This is a genomic window from Methylobacterium sp. 10, from assembly GCF_000519085.1.
Taxonomy (GTDB): Bacteria; Pseudomonadota; Alphaproteobacteria; order Rhizobiales; family Beijerinckiaceae; genus Methylobacterium.
On sequence record NZ_KI912577.1, the window covers coordinates 69994 to 89664 of the forward strand.

Annotated in this window: 23 protein-coding genes; 12 read left to right on the forward strand and 11 right to left on the reverse strand. The window is 68.2% G+C overall.

The window, feature by feature from the left end; translation table 11 throughout:
- The first annotated feature begins 177 nt into the window (after window positions 1–177).
- The 7 genes from K368_RS0100350 to K368_RS0100380 all read left to right on the forward strand — a co-directional run bounded on the left by K368_RS0100350 (window position 178) and on the right by K368_RS0100380 (window position 4737).
- Entirely contained in the window at window positions 178–687 is a 510-nt protein-coding gene (locus tag K368_RS0100350; protein ID WP_036265818.1) for a hypothetical protein, read from the forward strand.
- 10 nt (window positions 688–697) lie between these two features.
- Window positions 698–1093, forward strand: a complete 396-nt coding sequence (locus tag K368_RS0100355) for a phage holin family protein (protein WP_018042238.1) — start codon at window positions 698–700, stop codon at window positions 1091–1093.
- Window positions 1090–1479: a DUF3618 domain-containing protein gene (locus K368_RS0100360; protein WP_027170649.1), complete on the forward strand. Its 390-nt coding sequence runs from the start codon at window positions 1090–1092 to the stop codon at window positions 1477–1479. Before K368_RS0100355 ends, K368_RS0100360 begins: the two co-directional genes overlap by 4 nt.
- An 80-nt stretch (window positions 1480–1559) precedes the next feature.
- Window positions 1560–2249 carry a hypothetical protein gene (locus K368_RS0100365; protein ID WP_027170650.1) on the forward strand — a complete coding sequence of 230 codons (690 nt, stop codon included), beginning with the start codon at window positions 1560–1562 and terminating at the stop codon, window positions 2247–2249.
- Between the two features lie 144 nt (window positions 2250–2393).
- On the forward strand, window positions 2394–3122 hold the full coding sequence (pxpB, locus tag K368_RS0100370) for a 5-oxoprolinase subunit PxpB (RefSeq protein ID WP_027170651.1): 729 nt from the start codon (window positions 2394–2396) through the stop codon (window positions 3120–3122).
- The gene (locus tag K368_RS0100375; protein ID WP_027170652.1) at window positions 3119–4144 is read left to right on the forward strand and encodes a biotin-dependent carboxyltransferase family protein; all 1026 of its coding nucleotides are present in this window, start codon (window positions 3119–3121) and stop codon (window positions 4142–4144) included. The genes pxpB and K368_RS0100375 overlap by 4 nt, the downstream gene beginning before the upstream one ends.
- A 41-nt stretch (window positions 4145–4185) precedes the next feature.
- Window positions 4186–4737, forward strand: a complete 552-nt coding sequence (locus K368_RS0100380; protein ID WP_027170653.1) for an alpha/beta hydrolase — start codon at window positions 4186–4188, stop codon at window positions 4735–4737.
- A 1-nt stretch (window position 4738) separates the two neighbouring features.
- Here the strand turns inward: K368_RS0100380 and K368_RS0100385 are convergent, their stop codons facing one another.
- The 6 genes from K368_RS0100385 to K368_RS0100410 all read right to left on the reverse strand — a co-directional run bounded on the left by K368_RS0100385 (window position 4739) and on the right by K368_RS0100410 (window position 11196).
- A complete protein-coding gene (locus tag K368_RS0100385) occupies window positions 4739–5770 on the reverse strand; it encodes a TIGR01620 family protein (RefSeq protein ID WP_027170654.1) in 1032 nt (343 codons plus the stop codon).
- Window positions 5771–5861: 91 nt separating this feature from the next.
- Window positions 5862–7301 carry a YcjX family protein gene (locus tag K368_RS0100390; protein WP_027170655.1) on the reverse strand — a complete coding sequence of 480 codons (1440 nt, stop codon included), beginning with the start codon at window positions 7299–7301 and terminating at the stop codon, window positions 5862–5864.
- A 94-nt stretch (window positions 7302–7395) separates the two neighbouring features.
- Window positions 7396–8502, reverse strand: a complete 1107-nt coding sequence (locus K368_RS0100395) for a hypothetical protein (protein ID WP_027170656.1) — start codon at window positions 8500–8502, stop codon at window positions 7396–7398.
- A gap of 73 nt (window positions 8503–8575) precedes the next feature.
- On the reverse strand, window positions 8576–9100 hold the full coding sequence (locus K368_RS0100400; RefSeq protein ID WP_027170657.1) for a histidine phosphatase family protein: 525 nt from the start codon (window positions 9098–9100) through the stop codon (window positions 8576–8578).
- A gap of 29 nt (window positions 9101–9129) precedes the next feature.
- Window positions 9130–10110 (reverse strand): aldo/keto reductase, encoded by a 981-nt coding sequence (locus K368_RS0100405; RefSeq protein WP_027170658.1) that lies wholly within the window; start codon window positions 10108–10110, stop codon window positions 9130–9132.
- 234 nt (window positions 10111–10344) lie between these two features.
- On the reverse strand, window positions 10345–11196 hold the full coding sequence (locus K368_RS0100410; protein ID WP_027170659.1) for a MoxR family ATPase: 852 nt from the start codon (window positions 11194–11196) through the stop codon (window positions 10345–10347).
- A 138-nt stretch (window positions 11197–11334) separates the two neighbouring features.
- On the opposite strand from K368_RS0100410, the gene K368_RS0100415 reads away from it, so the two are divergent.
- A complete protein-coding gene (locus tag K368_RS0100415; RefSeq protein ID WP_027170660.1) occupies window positions 11335–11637 on the forward strand; it encodes a hypothetical protein in 303 nt (100 codons plus the stop codon).
- Entirely contained in the window at window positions 11634–12080 is a 447-nt protein-coding gene (locus K368_RS23630) for a PIN domain-containing protein (RefSeq protein ID WP_036265822.1), read from the forward strand. Before K368_RS0100415 ends, K368_RS23630 begins: the two co-directional genes overlap by 4 nt.
- Before the next feature lie 9 nt (window positions 12081–12089).
- Here the strand turns inward: K368_RS23630 and K368_RS0100430 are convergent, their stop codons facing one another.
- Window positions 12090–12734, reverse strand: a complete 645-nt coding sequence (locus tag K368_RS0100430) for a hypothetical protein (RefSeq protein ID WP_027170661.1) — start codon at window positions 12732–12734, stop codon at window positions 12090–12092.
- Window positions 12731–13942 carry a hypothetical protein gene (locus tag K368_RS0100435; RefSeq protein ID WP_027170662.1) on the reverse strand — a complete coding sequence of 404 codons (1212 nt, stop codon included), beginning with the start codon at window positions 13940–13942 and terminating at the stop codon, window positions 12731–12733. The genes K368_RS0100430 and K368_RS0100435 overlap by 4 nt, the downstream gene beginning before the upstream one ends.
- A 364-nt stretch (window positions 13943–14306) precedes the next feature.
- Between K368_RS0100435 and K368_RS23635 the strand changes: the two genes are divergently transcribed.
- Complete coding sequence (locus tag K368_RS23635) at window positions 14307–16160, forward strand: cation:proton antiporter (RefSeq protein ID WP_036265823.1); 1854 nt, start codon at window positions 14307–14309, stop codon at window positions 16158–16160.
- A gap of 265 nt (window positions 16161–16425) precedes the next feature.
- Here the strand turns inward: K368_RS23635 and K368_RS0100445 are convergent, their stop codons facing one another.
- A complete protein-coding gene (locus K368_RS0100445; RefSeq protein ID WP_027170663.1) occupies window positions 16426–16878 on the reverse strand; it encodes a hypothetical protein in 453 nt (150 codons plus the stop codon).
- A gap of 311 nt (window positions 16879–17189) precedes the next feature.
- On the opposite strand from K368_RS0100445, the gene K368_RS0100450 reads away from it, so the two are divergent.
- Window positions 17190–18365 (forward strand): VWA domain-containing protein, encoded by a 1176-nt coding sequence (locus K368_RS0100450; RefSeq protein WP_027170664.1) that lies wholly within the window; start codon window positions 17190–17192, stop codon window positions 18363–18365.
- Window positions 18362–18814 (forward strand): VOC family protein, encoded by a 453-nt coding sequence (locus K368_RS0100455; protein ID WP_081739469.1) that lies wholly within the window; start codon window positions 18362–18364, stop codon window positions 18812–18814. Before K368_RS0100450 ends, K368_RS0100455 begins: the two co-directional genes overlap by 4 nt.
- On the opposite strand, the gene K368_RS0100460 is transcribed toward K368_RS0100455, so the two are convergent.
- Both K368_RS0100460 and K368_RS23640 read right to left on the reverse strand, forming a co-directional pair.
- Window positions 18792–19112, reverse strand: coding sequence for a 2Fe-2S iron-sulfur cluster-binding protein (locus tag K368_RS0100460; protein WP_027170666.1), 321 nt, complete (start codon window positions 19110–19112; stop codon window positions 18792–18794). The two genes, K368_RS0100455 and K368_RS0100460, sit on opposite strands and share 23 nt — an antisense overlap.
- Before the next feature lie 115 nt (window positions 19113–19227).
- A complete protein-coding gene (locus K368_RS23640; protein WP_051439703.1) occupies window positions 19228–19596 on the reverse strand; it encodes an Hpt domain-containing protein in 369 nt (122 codons plus the stop codon).
- Window positions 19597–19671 lie beyond the last annotated feature (75 nt).

Below are 19671 nucleotides of genomic sequence, written 5' to 3' on the forward strand. Positions count from 1 at the left end.
CCATCGGTTTTGCGACGTCGAACGGTCTTATGGGAACGCGGCGCGGCGCGCATCGGCGGGGATGTCGCGCCCGGGCCCTCGTCCATCGTTCGACGATGAGCATTCCTTGCGGAACCGCGTCTGTTTCCATGTTGTTGAAGAGCCACATGTGACATCGCCCAAGAGCGATCGAGGAGTATGCCCGTGAACGCAAACCAACCAACTGGCCCGGCATCCGCGGCGAACGCCCCCGGGATCGGCTCCGGCGAGGCTGCTACTCCGACTGGCGATTGGCGTGCGCTGAAGGGCGATGTCGAGGGCATCGCCGACGTGGCCGTCGAGCGCGGCCGGGGCTTCGTCGCCGCCGCGCGGGCCCAGGCTACCGATTATGCCGATCGCCGCAAGGGCGACGCCGCCCAGTCGGTGAACGATATCGCCCAGGGCTTGCGGGATTCCAGCAAGTCCTTCGAGGAGCAGCCGAACATCAAGGCGTTCTTCGACAGCGCCGCCGAGGGTCTCGAACAGCTCGGCACCTCCATCGAGAACCGTAGCTTCGCCGAGTTCTACGACGAGGCGGAAGCCTTCGCCCGCCGCGCTCCCGTCGCCGTTGCCGTCGCGACCTTCGTGACCGGCTTCGTCGTCTCGCGCTTCATCAAGTCGTCGAGCATCGCGCCCCACCGCGATGCCCGCGACGCGTTCCGCAGCTAGGCCGGACGTCATGTCGAACGGCCCGCAATCCAGCATTCAAAGCCTCGTCGGCGATGCCCTGCGCGAGACGAGCGAACTCGCGCGCAAGGAGATGGCGCTCTTCCGCACCGAGATGACGAGCAACGTCCGGACGCTGTTCATCGGCCTCGCGCTGATGGTCGGCGCCGGCGTGTTCGGGGTCGTCGCCCTGTTCGTCCTGGTGGACGCCCTGGTGAAGTGGCTCGCCACGGTGGTGCATTCGGAAGCCCTGTCCGCCCTCATCGTCGGCGGCGTGCTTCTTGTGGTCGCCATCGTCTTCGCCCTGATCGGACGGAACGCCATGTCCCTCTCCACACTGGCGCCGACCCGCACGACACGGCAGATGCGCCAGGATGCGCGCGCATTGTCCGAAAGGGTATCGGGATGAGTGAATCGTTGAACGACCTCGAGAAGGACATCGAGGCGAGCCGTGCCCGCCTCGACCAGACCATCGACCGCATCCAGGACAGGCTCTCCGTCCCGAGCATCGTCGATGACATGCTGGGCAATGTCCGCCGTACCCCACTGAGCGGAGCCTATGACGGGGCACTCGATGCGATCCGCCGCAACCCCGTGCCCGTCCTTCTCATCGCGGCGGGGATCGGCTGGCTCTTGCACCGCACGGCCAAGGACAAGCCGACGCTGCCCAAGCGGAATATCGTCGACGCGGACGCCACGTTGCCGGTGACGCAGACGGCGGCCGCGAAAGTCTACGATCCGGACCAGCCGACCCGTCAGCCCGTGAAGGAACTGGCGGAGGAAACACAGATTTGAGCCTCCACAAGGCCGATCGAAATCTGACTGACCCGGCAGCGGCCTCGCCGCTCCATTCCCATCCGACAGGAATCGCCTCCATGAGCCACAGCAGCATACCGGGTGAGCCCAAGAGCTCCCTTCCCGACGACATCGCCCTCGCCGCCGGCCTCCCCCACGGGGACGAGACCAGTCGTTCGCTCCACGACATCTCCGAGCGAGCCCGCACCGAGACGCGGGCGACGGCGGGCGATATCCGCGATCAGGCCGGCAACCTCGCCGACGATGCCAAGGTCAAGGCCGAGGGCTATGCCGACCGGGCCAAGGCCGCCGCGCTCGATGCGCGGGACACCGTGAAGGACAAGGCGGACAAGCTGATCGACCGCGCGTCCGAGACCTACGACGACGCACGGGACTGGGCGTCGGACACCCACCGGTCCACGCGTCGCAGCATCGGCGAGTTCGCCGAGCGCGGCAGCCAGCGCCTCGACCGGGGCAAGACCAACGTCGAGCAGTTCGTTACCGAGAACCCGCTTCTCGTGGGCGTCGTCGGCCTCGCGGCGGGTCTGCTCCTCGGTGCCCTCCTGCCGCGGACGCGCCGCGAGGATCAGGCCGTGGGACCATGGGCCGACGAAGTGAAGGACCAGGGCCTTCGCTATGCCCGTGACTTCGCCGACCGTGGCCGCGAGTTCGTGGAAAGCGCCCTCGACCCTGAGAACATCAACGCCGCGACACAGCGTGGGGCCGAACCGTTCCAGAAGCCCGACGTTCCGCCGGTGCGGACGCACTGAGACCGTCCTCAGGGAGTTTCAGGATGAAAGAGGGGCGGCGCTCGACAGCGCCGCCCCTTCTATGTTGGGACTGGGACACGTGTCCGAATCCATAAGGGGCGGGTGCCCCCGGCCGTTCGGACGATCCGACGAGCGAGGCCTCCCGTGTCAGCCCCTCAGCCCCGCCTGCTTTGGTGCGGCGACACCGCGATCACCGTGGAGTTCGGTGAGAGGATCGACCCCGACGCCAACGCCCTGGTTCTAGCCCTCGACCATGCCGTGCGGGATTCCGGCATCCCGGGGGTCGTCGAGTCCGTTCCCACCTACCGATCGCTCACCGTTCACGTCGATCCGTGCGCGGTGGCGCCGGACGAGATCGAATCCGCGCTTCTCGCCCTCGTCGGTACGGTCCCCGCCGGGACGGCGCCACGCCGGCTCTGGCGTATTCCGGTGGTCTATGGCGGGGCCTTCGGCATCGATCTCGACGATGTCGCCGCCCATCACGGACTCAACCCCGACGAGGTCGTGGCCCGGCATGCGGCACCCGAATATCGTGTGGCCATGAACGGGTTCCTGCCGGGCTACGCCTATCTCTCGGGTCTCGACCCCAGCCTCGCCCTGTCGCGCCGGGAAAGTCCGAGGCCGGGGACGCCGGCCGGAACCATCTCCATCGGCGGCGTACAGGCGCTGGTGGCGAGCATCGCGGCGCCGAGCGGATGGCACCTCCTGGGGCGAACCCCCGTGCGCTCGTTTCTGCCGGGCCGCGATCCGGTCTTCCTGTTCGAGCCCGGCGACGCGATCCGCTTCCTCCCCATCGACCCGGACCAATGGGACGAACTCGACCGGGCGGCGCAAGCCGGAGAGCGCATCGTCGAGTGCGAGACCGTGCCATGACCGGCAGGCTCGCCATCACGCGATGCCACGGCGCGCTCAGCCTCCAGGATGGCGGACGACGGGGCTACCAGCGCTACGGCCTCTCGGTCTCCGGCGCCATGGATCGCCTCGCCATGGCGACGGCGAATGCCCTCGTCGGGAATGCCGTGGATGCGCCGGTCCTCGAATTCGGGCTCGGCGGCGGCCGCTTCGTCGTGGAGGCGGGACGAGGATGGTTCGCCAGCGCCGGTGCGCCCTGCCCCCTTCGCATCGACGGCATGCCGATTGCGGGGCATCGGACCATGACCCTGGCGGAAGGCACCGAATTGGAGGTCGCCCCACCGAGCGAAGGGACGTTCGTCTACCTCGCCGTGGCCGGCGGGTTCGGGGCGCACTCCCTGCTCGGCAGCGTCTCCCTCCATCTCCGCGCCGGGATCGGTGGCGCCGAGGGCCGGCTCTTCCGATCCGGCGACGGGCTCGCTTTCACCGCGACGGAGTACGCAGCACCGGGCGACCGGACCGTCGATGCCGTTCCCCTCGACCGAAACGCGTCGATCCGCGTCATGCTCGGGCCCCAGGCCGAAAGCTTCACCAAAAGCGGGATCGACACGCTGCTCGGCTCGCCCTTCACCGTGTCGCACCGCGCCGACCGGATGGGATACCAGCTCGACGGCCCCGCCATCGCCCATGGCGAGGGCGGCTACAACATCGTCTCCGACGCCACCGTCGCGGGGTCGATCCAGGTGCCGGGCAACGGCCTGCCCATCGTGCTGATGGCGGACCGCCAGACCACCGGGGGCTATCCGAAGATCGCCACCGTGATCTCGGCCGATCTGCGCCGCCTCGCCCAAAGCCGGCCGGGCGATCCGATCCGGTTCGAAGCCGTGACCCTCGCAACGGCGCGAGAGGCCGCTCTCGAACGCCAGCGTGCCATCGCCGACCTGCCCGGCCGCCTGCGTCGCCTCGCCGGTCTCGATGTCGAACGGCTCTTCCGTGCCAACCTTGCCGGACAAGCCGTGGACGCCCTCGGTGAATCCCCCTGATCCGTCTCGACGCCGCGCGAGGGAGCCGCTATCCGGGCAGCATGAAGCTCGCCGATTGCGACATCCTCATCCTCCCCGGCTATGCGGGCTCGGAAGACGGCCATTGGCAGGCCGGCTGGGCCGCCCGCATGGCCAATGCCCGCATCGTCGAGCAGGACGACTGGCACCATCCGGAGGCCGGCTCATGGCGCGCACGCATCGTCGAGGCGGTGGAAGCGGCGGCGCGGCCCGTGATCCTCATCGCCCACAGCCTCGGCGTGGTCGCCTCCGTGCAGGCGGCACCCGCCTTTCCCGAAGGCAAGGTGCGGGGCGCCCTCCTCGTGGCGTTCCCGGATGTGGAGCAGACGCCGAACCTACCCTCCAGCGTCACGGATTTCGCGCCGGTGCCGCGCGATCCCCTGCCCTTCCCGTCGTTGCTCGTAGCAAGCCGCAACGACCCCTATTGCGCCTATGATCGGGCCGAAGACTTCGCCTATTCCTGGGGTGCCGCCCTGGTCGATGCCGGCGAATCCGGCCACATCAACGTGGCGAGCGGGCATGGTCCGTGGCCCGAGGGGCTGATGCGCCTGGCGGGATTTCTGAAGGGGCTCTGATTCACGCCTTCTCGGCCCCGCCCATCGGCTTCAAGAGCTCCCCGGCCACGTCCGACAGGCGCGGCGGCTCCTCCCTGACGAAGGGGAGCGGACGGCAGACCGCCAGGGCGGCGAGGCCGAACCGGGCGGTCATCAGGCCATTGAGGACGCCCTCGCCGAGTTTGGCCGAGACCCGCGCGGCGATGCCGAGGCCGAGGACCTGCTGGATCATGCTCTCGCCCACCGCCATGCCGCCGGTGACCGTGAGATGCGCGAAGGCGGAGCGGGCCAGGCGCAGGAACCCGAGAAAGCCCGGACGCCCGCCATAGATCGTCGCGATCCGGCGCAGGAGGCGCATGGCGGCGAAGACCACGAAGGCCACGTCGACGATGGCGCGCGGGCTCAGCGCCGTCACCGCCGAGACCTGCTTGGCGGCCGAGGCGATGGCGTTGCGGGCCTGCCGGTCGAGGGGTTCGAGGAGTTCGTGCTCGGCGAGGCCGATCCGGTCGTCTACGTCGAGGATCGTATCGCCCAGGGCCTTCAGGCGCTGGCGCCCGGCCGCGAGCCCGGTGCGGGTGGCGTAGAGGGTGCAGAGCTCGGCGACCACCGCCTGAGCGCCGGTATGATCCCGCGTGGCGATGGCCTCGACCGCTTTCGCCCGCAACGTCTCGATCCGGCGTTCGCGCCAGATGCCGGCGAGTTCACGCATCACCAGGGCCAGGAAGGCGATCCCCGCCACCACGAGGAGGGCCAGGGCGACGCCGCCGAGCCAGGGCGCGGCCGAGAACAGATCGGCGATCATCCGCTCCAGCGACAGGCCGACCCCGAGGGAAACGAGGCCGCCCAGCGCCAGCATCAGCACCGACAGCCACGGCGCCCGCGATTTCGGCGCCACCGGCACGGCGGTGCCGTCCGCCGCCTCGACGATCTCGAACGGCTCCTCGACGATCCTGACCGCGCTCGGCGGGACCGGCGGCGGAACGATGCCGTCCAGGCCATCGGCCGGCTCGGCGGTGGGGATGCGGAAGGCGCGGGGACGGTTCGAAGAGGTCATGGGCGGATCTTTGGTGATGACGCAACGGATCGATCGGTGGATCTGCCCTCTCCCCGCACGCGGGGAGAGGCGGACTCGCTCAGCCCGACGCTCACGTCAGCTTGTCGCCGATGAGGAACTGCATCGCCCGGTCGAGGCGGATCTGCGGCAGGTGGCCGGGGCGGCCATGGGCGTCGGGCCGGATCAGCGGGGGGCGAAAGCGCGGAAAGCGGAGGGAGCCGGGCGGCACCGCCCCCTCCAGCACGGATTCGGGCCGGGACGGCAATTCGCCGGGGAACACCGCCGCCTCGCTCCGCCCGTCGAAGGTTTCGTCGCCCACATGCTCGCCGGCCTCGGGCGTTCCCGAGACCGCGCGCAGGGTCATGCCGTCATCGTGCACCGTGGTTTCCCGCGTGGCCCGCACGGAGGCGAGCGCCACGGTCCCGACGCGGGCGCCGGCAGCCTCGGTCCGGCGCATGGCGCGGGAGACGAGGAGGCGCAGCAAAGCCTCCAGCCGGTCGTGGCTGGTCTGGTGGAGGTGGTCCGCCTTGGTGGCCGCGAACATGATGCGGTCCGCCCTCGGCGCGAACAGGCGCGACAGGATGGTATTGCGGCCGATCCGGAAGCTGAGGAGCACGGTATCGAGGGCCTCTTCCAACTCGGCGAGGGCGGCCGGCCCGGCATCGACGGCGGCGAGCACGTCCACGAGGACGATCTGGCGATCCACCCGCTGGAAATGGTTACGGAAGAACGGCTCCACGACCTTCGCCTTGTAGGCCTCGAAGCGCCGCTCCATCAGCCCGGCGAGGCTGTCCGACGAGATCGTCTCCGGCAGGGCGTCGAGGGGAGCGAAGGTCAGCGCGGGCGATCCGGCGAGGTCGCCCGGCATCAGGAAACGGCCCGGTGGCGTGGTCGCCACCGATTCCGGACCGGCGCGCAACGCGGTGAGATAGGCGGTGAAGGCGATGCTCGCCCGCTCGGCCACGACCTCGTCGAGGGGACCGGCAGGGTCGAGGTCCTTGAGCACCGACAGCCAGGGCGCCGCGATGGCGGCGCGTCCCGTGCGGCGCGTCCCGGCGATGGTGGCGGCGGACCAGTCCGCGTAGCTCTGGTCGATCAGGGCGAGGTCGAGGAGCCATTCGCCGGGATAATCCACCACGTCGAGCATCAGTGTGCCGGGTCCGGAGCGCCAGCCCCCCTTGCGCTCGTATTCGATGGCGAGGCGGAACTGGCTGATCCGGTCGGTGGAGCGCGGCCACAGACGCTGCTCCGTCAGGGCGGCGAAATGATCCTCGTAGGGGAAGCGCGGCACGTCGTCGTCGGGCTGCGGCACGAGGCGGGCCCGGCGCAGCCGTCCCTCATGCGCGGGCGCGAAGGCCGGCAGCGCATGGGTCTCTACGAGATGATGGATCAGCGCCGTCGTGAACACCGTCTTGCCCGACCGCGCGAGACCCGTGACGCCGAGCCTCAGGGTCGGCTGGATCAGGAGATCGCTCGATGCCTCGGCGAAGGCCTGGATCGCGGAGCCCGCGCGCGAGGCGAAGCTGATCATGAAGCGTAGGTCTCGTGTGGCCGGAGGGGGAGGATAGTGGGCGACGCAGGGGTGAGGTGGCGCGCGTCTCTGGCGAACGCAAGAACCGGACGCGTCATCGGTCCATCGCGACGGGATCGACGTGGGCGGCGACGAGTCGGGAAATAGCCGCCTCCACCAGATCCGGCCCCGCCCGCAAGGCGCCGAGTTCCACGCCGGACATGGCGAGCATCACCGGGGCGAGATGGGGCGAGGGCCGGCCCTCCGCATCGAACAGCGCGAGATCGTCCTCGATCTTGAGTCCGACGCTGGCGGCGATTCGCGTGGCGTAATTGCGGATCCTGACCTCGTCGTTGCCGCAGAGCGGAGCCGGTGCGGCGAGATCCTGAAGCCGCAGGCCCGGCATTCCGGCCGCGAGGGCGGGCAAAGCGGCCGATTCCGCCGCGAACCTTTCCGCCAGCCGGGAGGACGGCGATGTTGCCGTGGTCGCGGACGGACTCGCGATGATCGCCGTGATCGCGGGCCTGCCGATCGTCTCGGCGGCTCCCGCGACGCGGATGGGTCTGGGTTTGGGCCCGCCCGCCATCCTCGCCAGCGGCGACCAGGGCTGGACCCGAAGGGGTCCGCTCCGCACCACCATGCGGGGCTTTCGCGACCCTCCCCGCGCATGGCGGGCGAGGTAGCGGGCGCGCAGGGTCTTGCCGAGCCCGAGGGGCGCGAGGCCGGTGGAGACCTTTCCGCCCGATACCCCGGAGCTCGAAACGGAGCATTCCGCCGGCGCCCAACGGCGCACGATGGACAGGGCATTGCGGCGGCCGAACTCGCGGTAGTAGCGCCGCAGCAGGAGGGCCGCCGCGTCGGCGCCATCGCCGGCGGTGGCAAACCCGGTATGCCCTTCCGCATCGCTGCCGATCTCGCCCCGCCAGCGGGCGCTCTTGATGCACCAGTAATTGTTGAGCTTGACGCAGCGCGCGACGAAGGCCGGCGGCACCGGCGCGTAGCGCGCGACCAGGGCGAGGGAAGCAGGACGCAGGGCGGTCCCGGCTTCCGCCCGCCACGTCGATACGGCCCGGTCCTCGGGAACGAACCGAGGAACCTCTGACGGAGAGGCAGCCATCTCCAGAATCGATTCCGCCCGGGCCACGACCCTCTTCACGGCGTCGAGGCCGATATCCGCGCGCGGCAACAGGGATGTCAGGACGAGAAGCGTGGTGACGAACACGGGATCAGCGGTGATGGGCCATGGTCCTGAGCAACGGCCCAGTCCATGATCCGTTCATTCCGCCCGCGCCGGGTCAGGCGGCCTCGTCGCGATCGAGGCCCTTGGGCGTCACGAACCGTTCGAGCCGGCCCTTGCCGGGACGGAAATCCGTCCAGGCCTCGCCCTCGATGTCGATCACGGCAAGCGCCGCGGTCGGGAACTCCACGGAGAGCCGACCCCTCGCCTCCCGAGGACCGTCGCCGACGAGATCGAGGGCGAGGTCCTGGAGGCCGGGATTGTGCCCGACCATGAGCAGGGTCCCGACATCGGCGGGCGTCGCGCGGATGACCTTGAGCAGCGCGCTGTCCGGCGCTTCGTAGATCGCATCGACGATCTCGGCCTCGGGGTCGCCGAGGGCGGCGGACATGCCCTCCCAGGTCGACCGCGTCCTGAGCGAGGGCGAGACCACGACCCTCTGCGGCACGAGGTCATGCTCCGCGAGATAGGCCCCCATCTGCGGCGCGGCCTTGAAGCCCCGTGGATTGAGCGGACGGTCGATATCGCGCACGCCCGGCGAACGGTCGGATTTGGCGTGGCGCAGGAGCATCAGGCGGCGCATGGGCGGAAAACCTTCCTGGTACGGAGACGTTACTGGAAGCCGACGACGGGATGCGGAGTGTAGAGCGCTTCGAGGGCGGCGATTTCGTCGGCATCCAGCGCCAGGTCGAGAGCCGCCACGGCATCGGTCAGATGGGCGGGTTTCGACACTCCGATGATCGGCGCGGTGACGATGGGCTTCTGGATGACCCAGGCCAAAGCCACCTGCGCCTGCGAAACGCCGCGCGCTTGCGCGATCTCCGCCACCTTGCCGACGATGGCCCGGTCCGCCTCCTCGGCAGAGGCATAGAGCCGCTTGCCGACCTCGTCGGAATCCTGGCGCGCGCTCCCCTCGTCCCAGTCGCGGGTCAGGCGCCCGCGCGCCAGCGGACTCCAGGGCAGGACACCGATGCCCTGGTCGGCGCAGAGCGGCAGCATCTCGCGCTCCTCCTCGCGGTGGAGAAGGTTGTAATGGTCCTGCATCGTCGAGAACCGGGTCCAGCCATGGAGATCGGCGGTGAACAGGGCCTTGGCGAATTGCCATGCGTACATGGAGGACGCGCCGATGTAGCGGGCCTTGCCGGCCTTCACCACGTCGTGGAGGGCCTCCATCGTCACCTCGATAGGCGTGCCGTAATCCCAGCGATGGATCTGGAAGAGATCCACATGGTCGGTGCCGAGGCGCTTCAGGCTGGCATCGATGGAGGCGAAGATCGCCTTGCGGGAGAGGCCGCCGGCATTGGGCTGGTCCTTGAGCGGATAATAGCACTTGGTGGCCAGCACAATGGAGTCGCGGTCGGCGAAGTCCTTGAGGGCGCGCCCGACGATCTCCTCGCTGGTACCGTCGGAGTAGTAATTCGCCGTGTCGAAGAAGTTGATGCCGAGTTCGATCGCCTGCCGGATGAGCGGGCGGCTCTCCTCCTCGGGCATGGTCCAGGGATGGGGGCCGCGCTCGGGAATGCCGTAGGTCATGCAGCCGAGGCAGAGCGACGACACGTCGAGGCCGGTCCGGCCGAGCTTTTTCAGTTTCATGGACAATACTCCGATGACGTGTCGGCCCTATCCGGGCCTGCCGTCGCTCACCCCCAGGGCGCGGTCTCGATGGCGGCGCCCTGTTTTCACGTCTTCGCGTCATCCTGGGGCCGCGTAGCGGAGCCCAGGATCCAGAAACGCAGGTCCGGCCCGTTCCTGGCATCGTCATGGCTCTGGATCCCAGGCTCGGCTCCGGCGCCCCGGGATGACGGCGCGGCTTGATACCCGCCCGCTTCAGCCCCCTCTTCCCTCGCGCCGCATCATGAAGGCCAGCTTCTCGAACAGGCTGACATCCTGCTCGTTCTTCAGGAGCGCGCCGTGGAGCGGCGGGATCAGCTTGCGGCCATCGCGTTCGCGCAGGGTCTCCGGCGAGACGTCCTCCGAGACGAGGAGCTTGAGCCAGTCCAGCAATTCCGACGTCGAGGGCTTCTTCTTCAGGCCCGGCACCTCCCGCGTCTCGAGGAAGACCCGCAGGGCCTCCTCCACGAGGCGGTGCTTGATGCCGGGGTAATGCACCTCGACGATGGCCTTCAGCGTCTCGGCGTCGGGGAACTTGATGTAGTGGAAGAAGCAGCGGCGCAGGAACGCGTCCGGCAATTCCTTCTCGTTGTTCGAGGTGATGATGACGATGGGGCGGCGCTCGGCGCGGATCGTCTCGCCGGTCTCGTAGACATGGAACTCCATCCGGTCGAGTTCGGTCAGGAGGTCGTTGGGGAACTCGATATCGGCCTTGTCGATCTCGTCGATCAGGAGAACCGGGCGTTCGGGATGGGTGAACGCATCCCACAGCTTGCCGCGGCGAATGTAATTGCCGATCTCCGACACGCGCGGATCGCCGAGCTGGCTGTCGCGCAGGCGCGAGACCGCATCGTATTCGTAGAGGCCCTGCTGCGCCTTGGTGGTGGATTTGACGTTCCAGGTGAGGAGCGGCGCGCCGAGCCCCTTGGCGATCTCCTCCGCCAGCACCGTCTTGCCGGTGCCGGGCTCGCCCTTCACCAGAAGCGGCCGTTCCAGCACGATGGCCGCGTTGACGGCGGTCGTGAGGTCCGAGGTGGCGACGTAATCGGCGGTGCCGGTAAAGCGCATGAGGCGTCCGTCCGTGCGGGGGTTGCGGGGCCAACGGCCCAGTACGGCACCATCGCCGTTCTCGGCCGCCGTTCTAGCCGTTTCTTGTCGGTGTCGATCCGACCGGATATATGACCGGCTATACGGTGGAGGCGAGCCATGGACAACACGTCGCAGAAGCGAGCGCTCAGCGCCTATCGGCTCCGACTGACGCAGCGCGGCATAGCACGCTTCGAAGTGGTGGCGAGGGAAACCGACCGCCCGCTGATCCGTTCCATCGCCCGTCGGCTGACGGAGGACGGGCCGGACGCCGCCCGCATCCGCACTGCCCTCACCGACGCGCTCCAGGGCCCGCCTGAAAAGACGGGCGGTATTCTCGCCGCCCTGCGCAGGTCTCCGCTGGTGGGGTCGGATCTGGAGCTGAATCGCGACAAGGGAGCGGGGCGCGGGATCGACCTGTGACCCGCTATCTTCTCGACACCAACGTCATCAGCGACATCGTCAAGCCGACGCCTTCCCCCTTGCTGACGGCCTGGCTGGCGGATCGACCGGATTCCAACCTTTTCATTGCCTCCCTCACGGTGGCGGAGATCCGAAGGGGCATTCTGGAGATGCCCAGCGGCCGCAAGCGAGACGATCTGGAAGCGTGGTTTTCCGGCAAGGACGGACCCGTCGCCCTGTTCGCGGGCCGAACTCTGTCCTTCGACGGCGACGCGGCGCTCGTGTGGGCGAGGCTGATGGCGGAGGGGCGGCGGGCCGGCCGTCCCCGCTCCGCCCTCGACATGATCATCGCGGCGATCGCGCAGGTGAACGACTGCGTCGTGGTCACCGCGAACGAGCGGGATTTCATCGGTCTGACGGTCATCAACCCCACGCGGCAGGCACCGGAGGATCGACCGGCCTGAACAGGCGACTCACAACGACTTCCCGTCACTCCACACGCAGTTCGAGGCGAGGATCGCGAGGTTCACGTCGGATTTCTGCGGTTGCGGCAGCACCTTGCCGTCCATGGCGAGATCGATCTTCATCTCGACCTGGCCCTTGGCCTCGTTGGTCCGGCGGGAGAAGTAGCAATATTGTTGGAACGGCACCTCCTCGTTGGCACGGAAGTTCCAGCCGGTGACGATCTGGCCGTCCATGTAGGGCACCTGCTTGAACACGGTGAAGGTTGTGTTCACCGTGGCCTTCGAGGCGGGCGCCGCGTCCTTGCCGAGCTGGGCCTGGGTGGGCGACGGGGAGGAGCGGACGGGGCCGCCCTCCAGCTTCAGGACGTTGTCGGTGAGGGTCACCTCGCCCTTGGTCTTCAGGGTCACGTCCGCCAGCGCGGTCTGCATGGCGGCGGCGATCTTCTCGGCCGCCGAGTCGAACTGGTTCATGTAGGCGTAGCCGTAGGACGCCGCTCCGATGCCGATGCCGGCGAGTGCTGCGAAGACTCCCGCCCCGCTCGCCCGCAACAGGAAGGCACGCGCGGCGGTGATCCGCGTCTCCGCCCGGAGCCGGCCGTTGACGCTCTGGGCGAGAACCACGTTCTCCGGCGTTCCCGATGCGTGGATGCTCATGCGCCGGCTCCCGCGCTGGCCACCGGCGGCAAGTTGGTATTGTTGGTGCTGGGCGCGGTGCGGCGATCCATCGGGATCACCTCGCCGGTGGGCGTCACGTCACGCACGGGCTTGGGTGGTGCCAACCCCATCTCCTGGCGCAGGGACTCGGTGATCGAGTCGAGCATGTAGGGCGTCGCCTCGAGATTCACGGCCGCGCCGAGATCGTCCTCGTCCATGAAGGTCTTGCGCACGGAGACGGCACAGAGCGCCAGGATGGTGGAGGCGAAGGCGGCGCAGAGGGCTGGTACGAACACGAAAATGCGCAGGAAGGCGTGGACCTGCGCGTCGGTCACGTCGATCGGGTCGACGCCGTAGACCATGGCGGTGAAGGAGTGGAGCTGCGAGCGGTTCACCGAGTTGCGGTAGGCCTGCTCGGCATCGGCCACCTTGCGCTCGGCCGCGCCGCGGTCGAGTTCGGCCCGGGCCTTGCGCGCCTCCTCCAGGGACTTGGTCACCACCGCCCGGTCGGCGCCGGCCTTGCCGACGCTGGCGTTGAGGGTCGCCGTGCGCGGATCGGTGACGCATTTCAGGTTGGAATAGCGCTGGCCCTTGCTGTTGGTGCCGGAGACGCGCTCGCAGCGCTGGGCCGGCAGGGCCGAGAGCTGGCTCGCATTCTCGGCGGCGCGCTTCTCGATCTGGTCGAGTTCCGCGGTGTATTGCGCCACGCGCGCGTCGGCGGAGGCGATGCGGCCGTCGATGGTCGAGCGGTCGGCCTGCGCGTCCTTGAGGGCGGTCTTGGCCTTGGCCGCATCCATCAGGCGCGGGTGGAACATCATTTCGCCGAGCTGCGACACCGATTTCGTCGTGACGCCGGCGGCGAAGATGATCCCGACGATGGCCAGCGCCCGGATGAAGTAGGAGCGCTGGGTCCGCGCCAGGATGCCCAGCGGCACGCGACAGAGCTCCACCGCCGCATAGACCAGCGGCGCCAGCAGCATGAAGTAGAAGGCCTTGTCGTCCCCGTCGCTGTAGACCCCGGCGAACAGCCAGGCGCCCCAGAGCGAGGCGCCGATGACCATGAACTCCACGAGATAGGCGATTCCGACATAGCCCCACTTGATCCGGTAGCCCTTCTCCAGGTGACGCTCGTGGGTCCAGCGTTCGGATTCGCGGATCCAGTCGCGGCGCTCGCGCTGAACATCCCGGTTGGGGGCCGACTTTCGCATGAGGCACTCGTGTCTTCAAAAAAACGCGACGAACGAAGAGAAGCAGGACGAAAGCCGGGTCTTAACGGATCGTTAAGTTCGGCCTTATGCGGTCATTGTGCCGTTTTTGCGCCAACCTCTACCGCGGTGCAAAACCCGAGCCCCGAAACTTCGCCGTCGACGTGCATGGCTCGCGCGCCGCGGCGATGAAATCCGCATGGGCCGGCGAATTGCAGGTTGCCCGGGCACCATAGGGGCTTGCATGGTCTTCCCGCTGCCGGCGAGCCCATTGCAGTCCCGCGGCCGGAGTTCCCTGTGCAGAACCTCGGCGGCTGCATCTCGGCCGGCCTTCGCACGCACCATTCTCGGGAGACCGCCTAGCTCGATGACGGACGTTCACGCCGGATCCTACAAGGAAGCGATCATCTTTCTCGTCACCGCGGGCGTGGTGGTGCCGCTGTTCCATCGGCTGCGGATCAGTCCGGTGCTGGGCTTCATCGGCGCGGGCGCGCTTCTCGGCCCCTTCGGCCTCGGGCGGCTCGCCGACACGATCCCCTGGCTCTCGATCTTCACCATCGGCAACCGGTCCGAGATCGCGCATCTGGCCGAGTTCGGCGTGATCTTCCTGATGTTCATGATCGGCGTCGAGCTGTCCTGGGAGAGGCTTCGCATCCTGCGCCGCCTCGTCTTCGGGCTCGGATCGGCCCAGGTGCTCGCCTCCTCCCTCGTCATCGGCATCATCCTGTTCGCCCTCGACGTACCGTTGGCCGCCTCCGTCATCGTGGGTCTCGCCCTCGCCCTGTCCTCCACCGCCGTGGTCCTGCCGGTCCTGGCAGAGCAGAAGCGCCTGAACACCCCGGCGGGCCGCGCCAGCTTCGCCGTGCTGCTGTTCCAGGACCTCGCCGTCGCGCCGATGCTGTTCGCCATCGCCGTGCTCGGCCGCAGCGACGGGGCGAATGTCGGAGGCGCCCTCGCCCTGGCGCTCGGACAGGCGGCCATCGCCCTCGTCCTTATCGTCGTCGCGGGCCGCCTCGCCCTGCGCCCGCTGTTCCAGCTCGTGGCCCGGACCCGCTCGCCGGAACTGTTCATGGCCGCCTGCCTCCTCGTCATCGTCGCGACCGCCCTGACGGCGGCGGCGAGCGGCCTCTCGATGACGCTCGGCGCCTTCGTCGCGGGCCTGCTCCTGGCGGAGACCGAGTATCGGCGGGCGATCGAGGCCACGATCGATCCGTTCAAGGGCCTGCTGCTCGGGGTCTTCTTCGTGTCGGTGGGCATGAACCTCGATCCGGCCCAACTGATGGCGGCGCCGAAGACCATCCTCGGCCTGTCCCTCGGGCTGATCCTGATCAAGGGTGCGGTGATCCTCGTGGCCGCCCGGCTCCTCCGCATCCCGCGCGGCGTCGCGCTGGAAGCCGCGCTGCTCCTCGGCCCCGGCGGCGAATTCGCCTTCGTCCTCATCGGCGGGGCCCTTGCCGGCGGCCTCGTGCCGGACGGCCTCGGCCAGGCGGCGCTGATCGTCACCACGGTGACGATGATCGCGATTCCGGGACTGGCGAGCCTGGCTCGGCGCCTGGGCAAGCGGATGTCCCGCTCCAATCTCGGCCGCGCCCGCGCCGAGCCGGTGCCGGACAAGCAGCAGAATCGCGTCATCATCGCCGGCTACGGCCGCGTCGGACGCCAGGTCGGCGAGATGCTCGCCCGCCACAAGATCCCGTATCTCGCCCTCGATGCCGACGCCGCCCGCGTCTCCGAGCATCGCCGCCTCGGCAATCCGGTCTATTTCGGCGATTCCTCCAACCCGGAACTGCTGCGGCGCTGCGACATCGCCAATGCCCGCGCCCTCGTCGTCACCCTCGACAATCCCCGCGCCGTGGAGGCGGTGGTGGAAGCGGCGCGCGCGGAGCGCCGCGACATCACCATCGTCGCCCGCGCCCGCGATGCCCGCCACGCCACGGCGCTCTACGAGATGGGCGTCGACGACGCCGTGCCGGAGACGATCGAGGCCTCCCTGCAGCTCTCGGAAGCCGTGCTGGTGGATGTGGGCGTCCCCATGGGCCTCGTCATCGCCTCGATCCACGAGCGGCGCGACGAGTACCGCTCGATGCTCAAGCGCAAGGAGACCGAGGTGAGGCCGGCGTTCCGTGCGCGCCGCACCGTGGGCAAGAACGTCGAGGCGGGGAAGGCGACGGAAACCCGCGAAGCACCGCAGAAAGAAGAGTCGTCCTCGAAAAGTGCATGATCGATCCGCCGTTGCGTCTTCTTCCGTACAGAGTGACGCGGCTACTTCGTCGGAGGAGTGGATAACTCGGGAGAGCACCTGAATTCAGGCGCATCCACCAACGAATGCTATTGCGGGCGTCGGAGCGCGGGATACTTTTGAGGTGTCGATCGTCTTCGAAGGCGCTGCTTCGAAGCGGCAATGGTCGTGACGACATGATGCTGGCCGGACGGAGCTTGTCCGCCGATCGCGGGACGGCGTGGCGGCACATGGCGGGCGGACGGGATCAGAACAGGCGGCCTTGACCGCGTTCGGGCATGGTGGGGGTCGGCTTGTCCGCCGGCGATGCGGGCGCGGGATCGACGGTCTTGGCACGGGCGGGCGCACGGGCCTTGGGCTCCGATCCCGGCGCGAAGCTGCAACGATAGATGATCTCGTCGGGCGGCCCGACGCCGGTATTGAGCGGGACGGCCAGGGTGTCGCCGGAATAGCGCCAGTTCCGCGTGCCCTTGTCCCAATAGAGCCAGACGGTCGTCGGATGGCCCTTGATGGCGAAGACCGCCGCCTTCTTCGAGATCGCCTGGACGGTGCGCGGCTCGTACATGCCCTTCTGGCGATAGGCTTCCTGGAACGAGGCTGGCTGGCGCTCGATGAAGGTGTTCCGCACGATCTGAATCGTCGCGCCCGGCTTCGCCAGAAACCGCTTGAAATCACTCAAGGAGCGCAAGACGAGCGCCATAACGTCCACCCTTACTCTGCCAAATACCCCGGCCCTGACTTGGCGTTCACTCTGTCTCCCAGCTGTTTGATTTCAATGACAATGTTGAAGGTGCCAAGAACACAGTAGGCGGTGATATCAACAGAAAACCGGACTTATACCCAGCTTCGTTGGCGCCGAAGAGGGCAAGCGGCGCCCATGTCTCACTGAATTCAGGATTATTTCCGTTATCCGGCTCACAAGTCCGGCGTCGCTTACCGACGCTTCCCGTGGGCCGAACCCGTGCGCGGACGCCCTTGACCCGGACGCCCGGTTCGCGCGTTCTCTGCCCCATGCTGCTCCACTTCTTCACGGCCCTGCGCGACGCCAAGATCCCCGTCACGCTGCGGGAACACCTCACGCTGCTCGAAGCCCTGGACCGCGATCTGGCGGACAAGCGCGTCGAGGAGTTCTATCTCCTCGCCCGTACCGCCCTGGTGAAGGACGAGCGCCACCTCGATCGCTTCGACCGGGTGTTCGGCACCGTGTTCAAGGGGATCGAGACAATCGGCGAGGCGGCGGAGCCGACGGCGATCCCCGAGGAATGGCTGCGCAAGCTCGCCGAGAAGTACCTCACCGACGCCGAGAAGGCGGAGCTGAAGGCGCTCGGATGGGACAAGCTTTTCGAGACGCTGAAACAGCGGCTCGCCGAGCAGAAGGAACGCCACCAGGGCGGCAACAAATGGATCGGCACCGGCGGCACCTCCCCGTTCGGCGCCTATGGCTACAACCCCGAAGGCATCCGCATCGGCCAGGACGGCAACCGGAACTTTCGCGCGGTCAAGGTCTGGGACAAGCGCGAGTTCAAGGATCTCGACGACGGCGTCGAACTCGGCACCCGCAACATGCGGGTCGCCCTCCGACGCCTGCGCCGCTTCGCGCGCATGGGCGCCGCCGACGAACTCGATCTCGACGGGACCATCCGCGAGACCGCCAGCAAGGGCTATCTCGACGTGAAGCTGCGCCCCGAGCGTCGCAACGCCGTGAAGGTTTTGCTCTTCCTCGATGTCGGCGGGTCGATGGACTGGCACGTTGCGCTCGCCGAGGAGCTGTTCTCCGCGGCCCGCGCCGAGTTCAAGTATGTGGAGCATTTCTACTTCCACAATTGCCCCTACGAGCGTGTCTGGAAGGAGAACCGCCGGCGTCACGACGAGGCGATCCCGCTCCTCGACGTGCTGCGCACCTATCCGTCCGATTACCGCGTCGTCTTCGTCGGCGACGCGTCCATGAGCCCCTACGAGATCGCCATGCAGGGCGGCTCGGTGGAACATTGGAACGAGGAGCCGGGCCAGGTCTGGCTGGAACGGGTGCTCGAACGGTTCCCGAAATCGGTCTGGCTCAACCCGGTCCCCGCCGAGCACTGGGCCTACACCCAGTCGATCGGCATGATCCGCAGGATCGTGTCGGACAGGATGTTCCCCCTGAACATCGAGGGGATCGACGGGGCCATGCGGGCGCTGGTGAGATGATGGGCGACCGGCTGCCCGAGGGCGGGTTCAGCCCCCTCGTGCCGGAACTCGACGTCCACGACTTAGCAGCCAGCCTCGTCTTCTGGCGCGGATTGCTGGGATTCTCCGTCGCCTATTCCCGACTGGAGAACGGCTTCGCCTATCTCGAGAGGGACGGGGCGCAGGTGATGCTCAACGTCGTCAACGGGAACTGGCGGACGGGGGCCCTCGAACCGCCGCTCGGCCGCGGGATCAACCTTCAGATCGCGATCGATGCCGTCGATCCGATCCTGGCAGCCCTGGATACCGCGTCCTGGCCCCTGTTCCGGCCCGCGCACGAGGCTTGGTACCGGGTCGGGGAGATGGAAGTCGGCGTCAGGCAATTCCTGGTTCAGGACCCCGACGGGTATCTGCTGCGCTTCGCGGAGAATCTGGGGCGACGCCCGCTCAACCCTGGCGGGCAGGCGTGACGACCTTGAGGCCGTCGAGTTCGGGCTTGATCCGGATCTGGCAGCACAGACGCGAGGTCGCACGCACGTCGGACGCGAAATCGAGCATGTCCTGCTCCATCGGTTCGGCCGGTCCCACGGCATCGACCCACTCGGAATCCACATAGACGTGGCAGGTGGCGCAGGCGCAGGCGCCGCCGCATTCGGCATCAATGCCCGGCACGTTGTTGCGGATCGCCGCCTCCATCACGGTCGATCCTACGTCGGCTTCCACGGTCCTGGCCGTTCCAGCATGGTCGACGTAGGTGATCTTGGGCATCGAAGACTCCAGGCTCGTACAACGCGTCTGCGGCCGGTTGTGCGGCGCGACTGCCTTGAAGGCGCGGCCCGGTGAATGCAAGCGTCACCGGCCTCATCGCCCGACATTCCTGCGCTTACGTTGCAGACGCCGACCCGTTCCGTCCTTTCGCCTGAGATCGGACGGGTGCGTCGATTTCCGCCAGGGTCGCCCGCACCGTGTCGGTCAACGCGGCATAGACCGCGGCCGGAACGACGCCGCCCCGACGCAGGCCATCCTCGATGGCGGCGCTGAGTTCGGCGACCCGCGCGGCGCCGACGCCGAGGGCGGAGCCCTTCAGCGTGTGGGCGAGGTCGGCGCGGTGGCGTTCATCGAGGCCCGGATCGGTGATCCCGGGCAGCAACCGGCGGCATTGGCCGGCGAAAAGCCCGAGCAGTTCGCGGGCGAGGTCGACGTCGCCGAACGTCTGCTCCGCGAGGTAGGCGTGATCAATCAGACTGGTCACCCGTGGCCTCGCCTTAACCGAACCGGGCGTTTGAGCGCCCCTCCACCAGTCTATCCACAGGAGCGGTCGAGATCG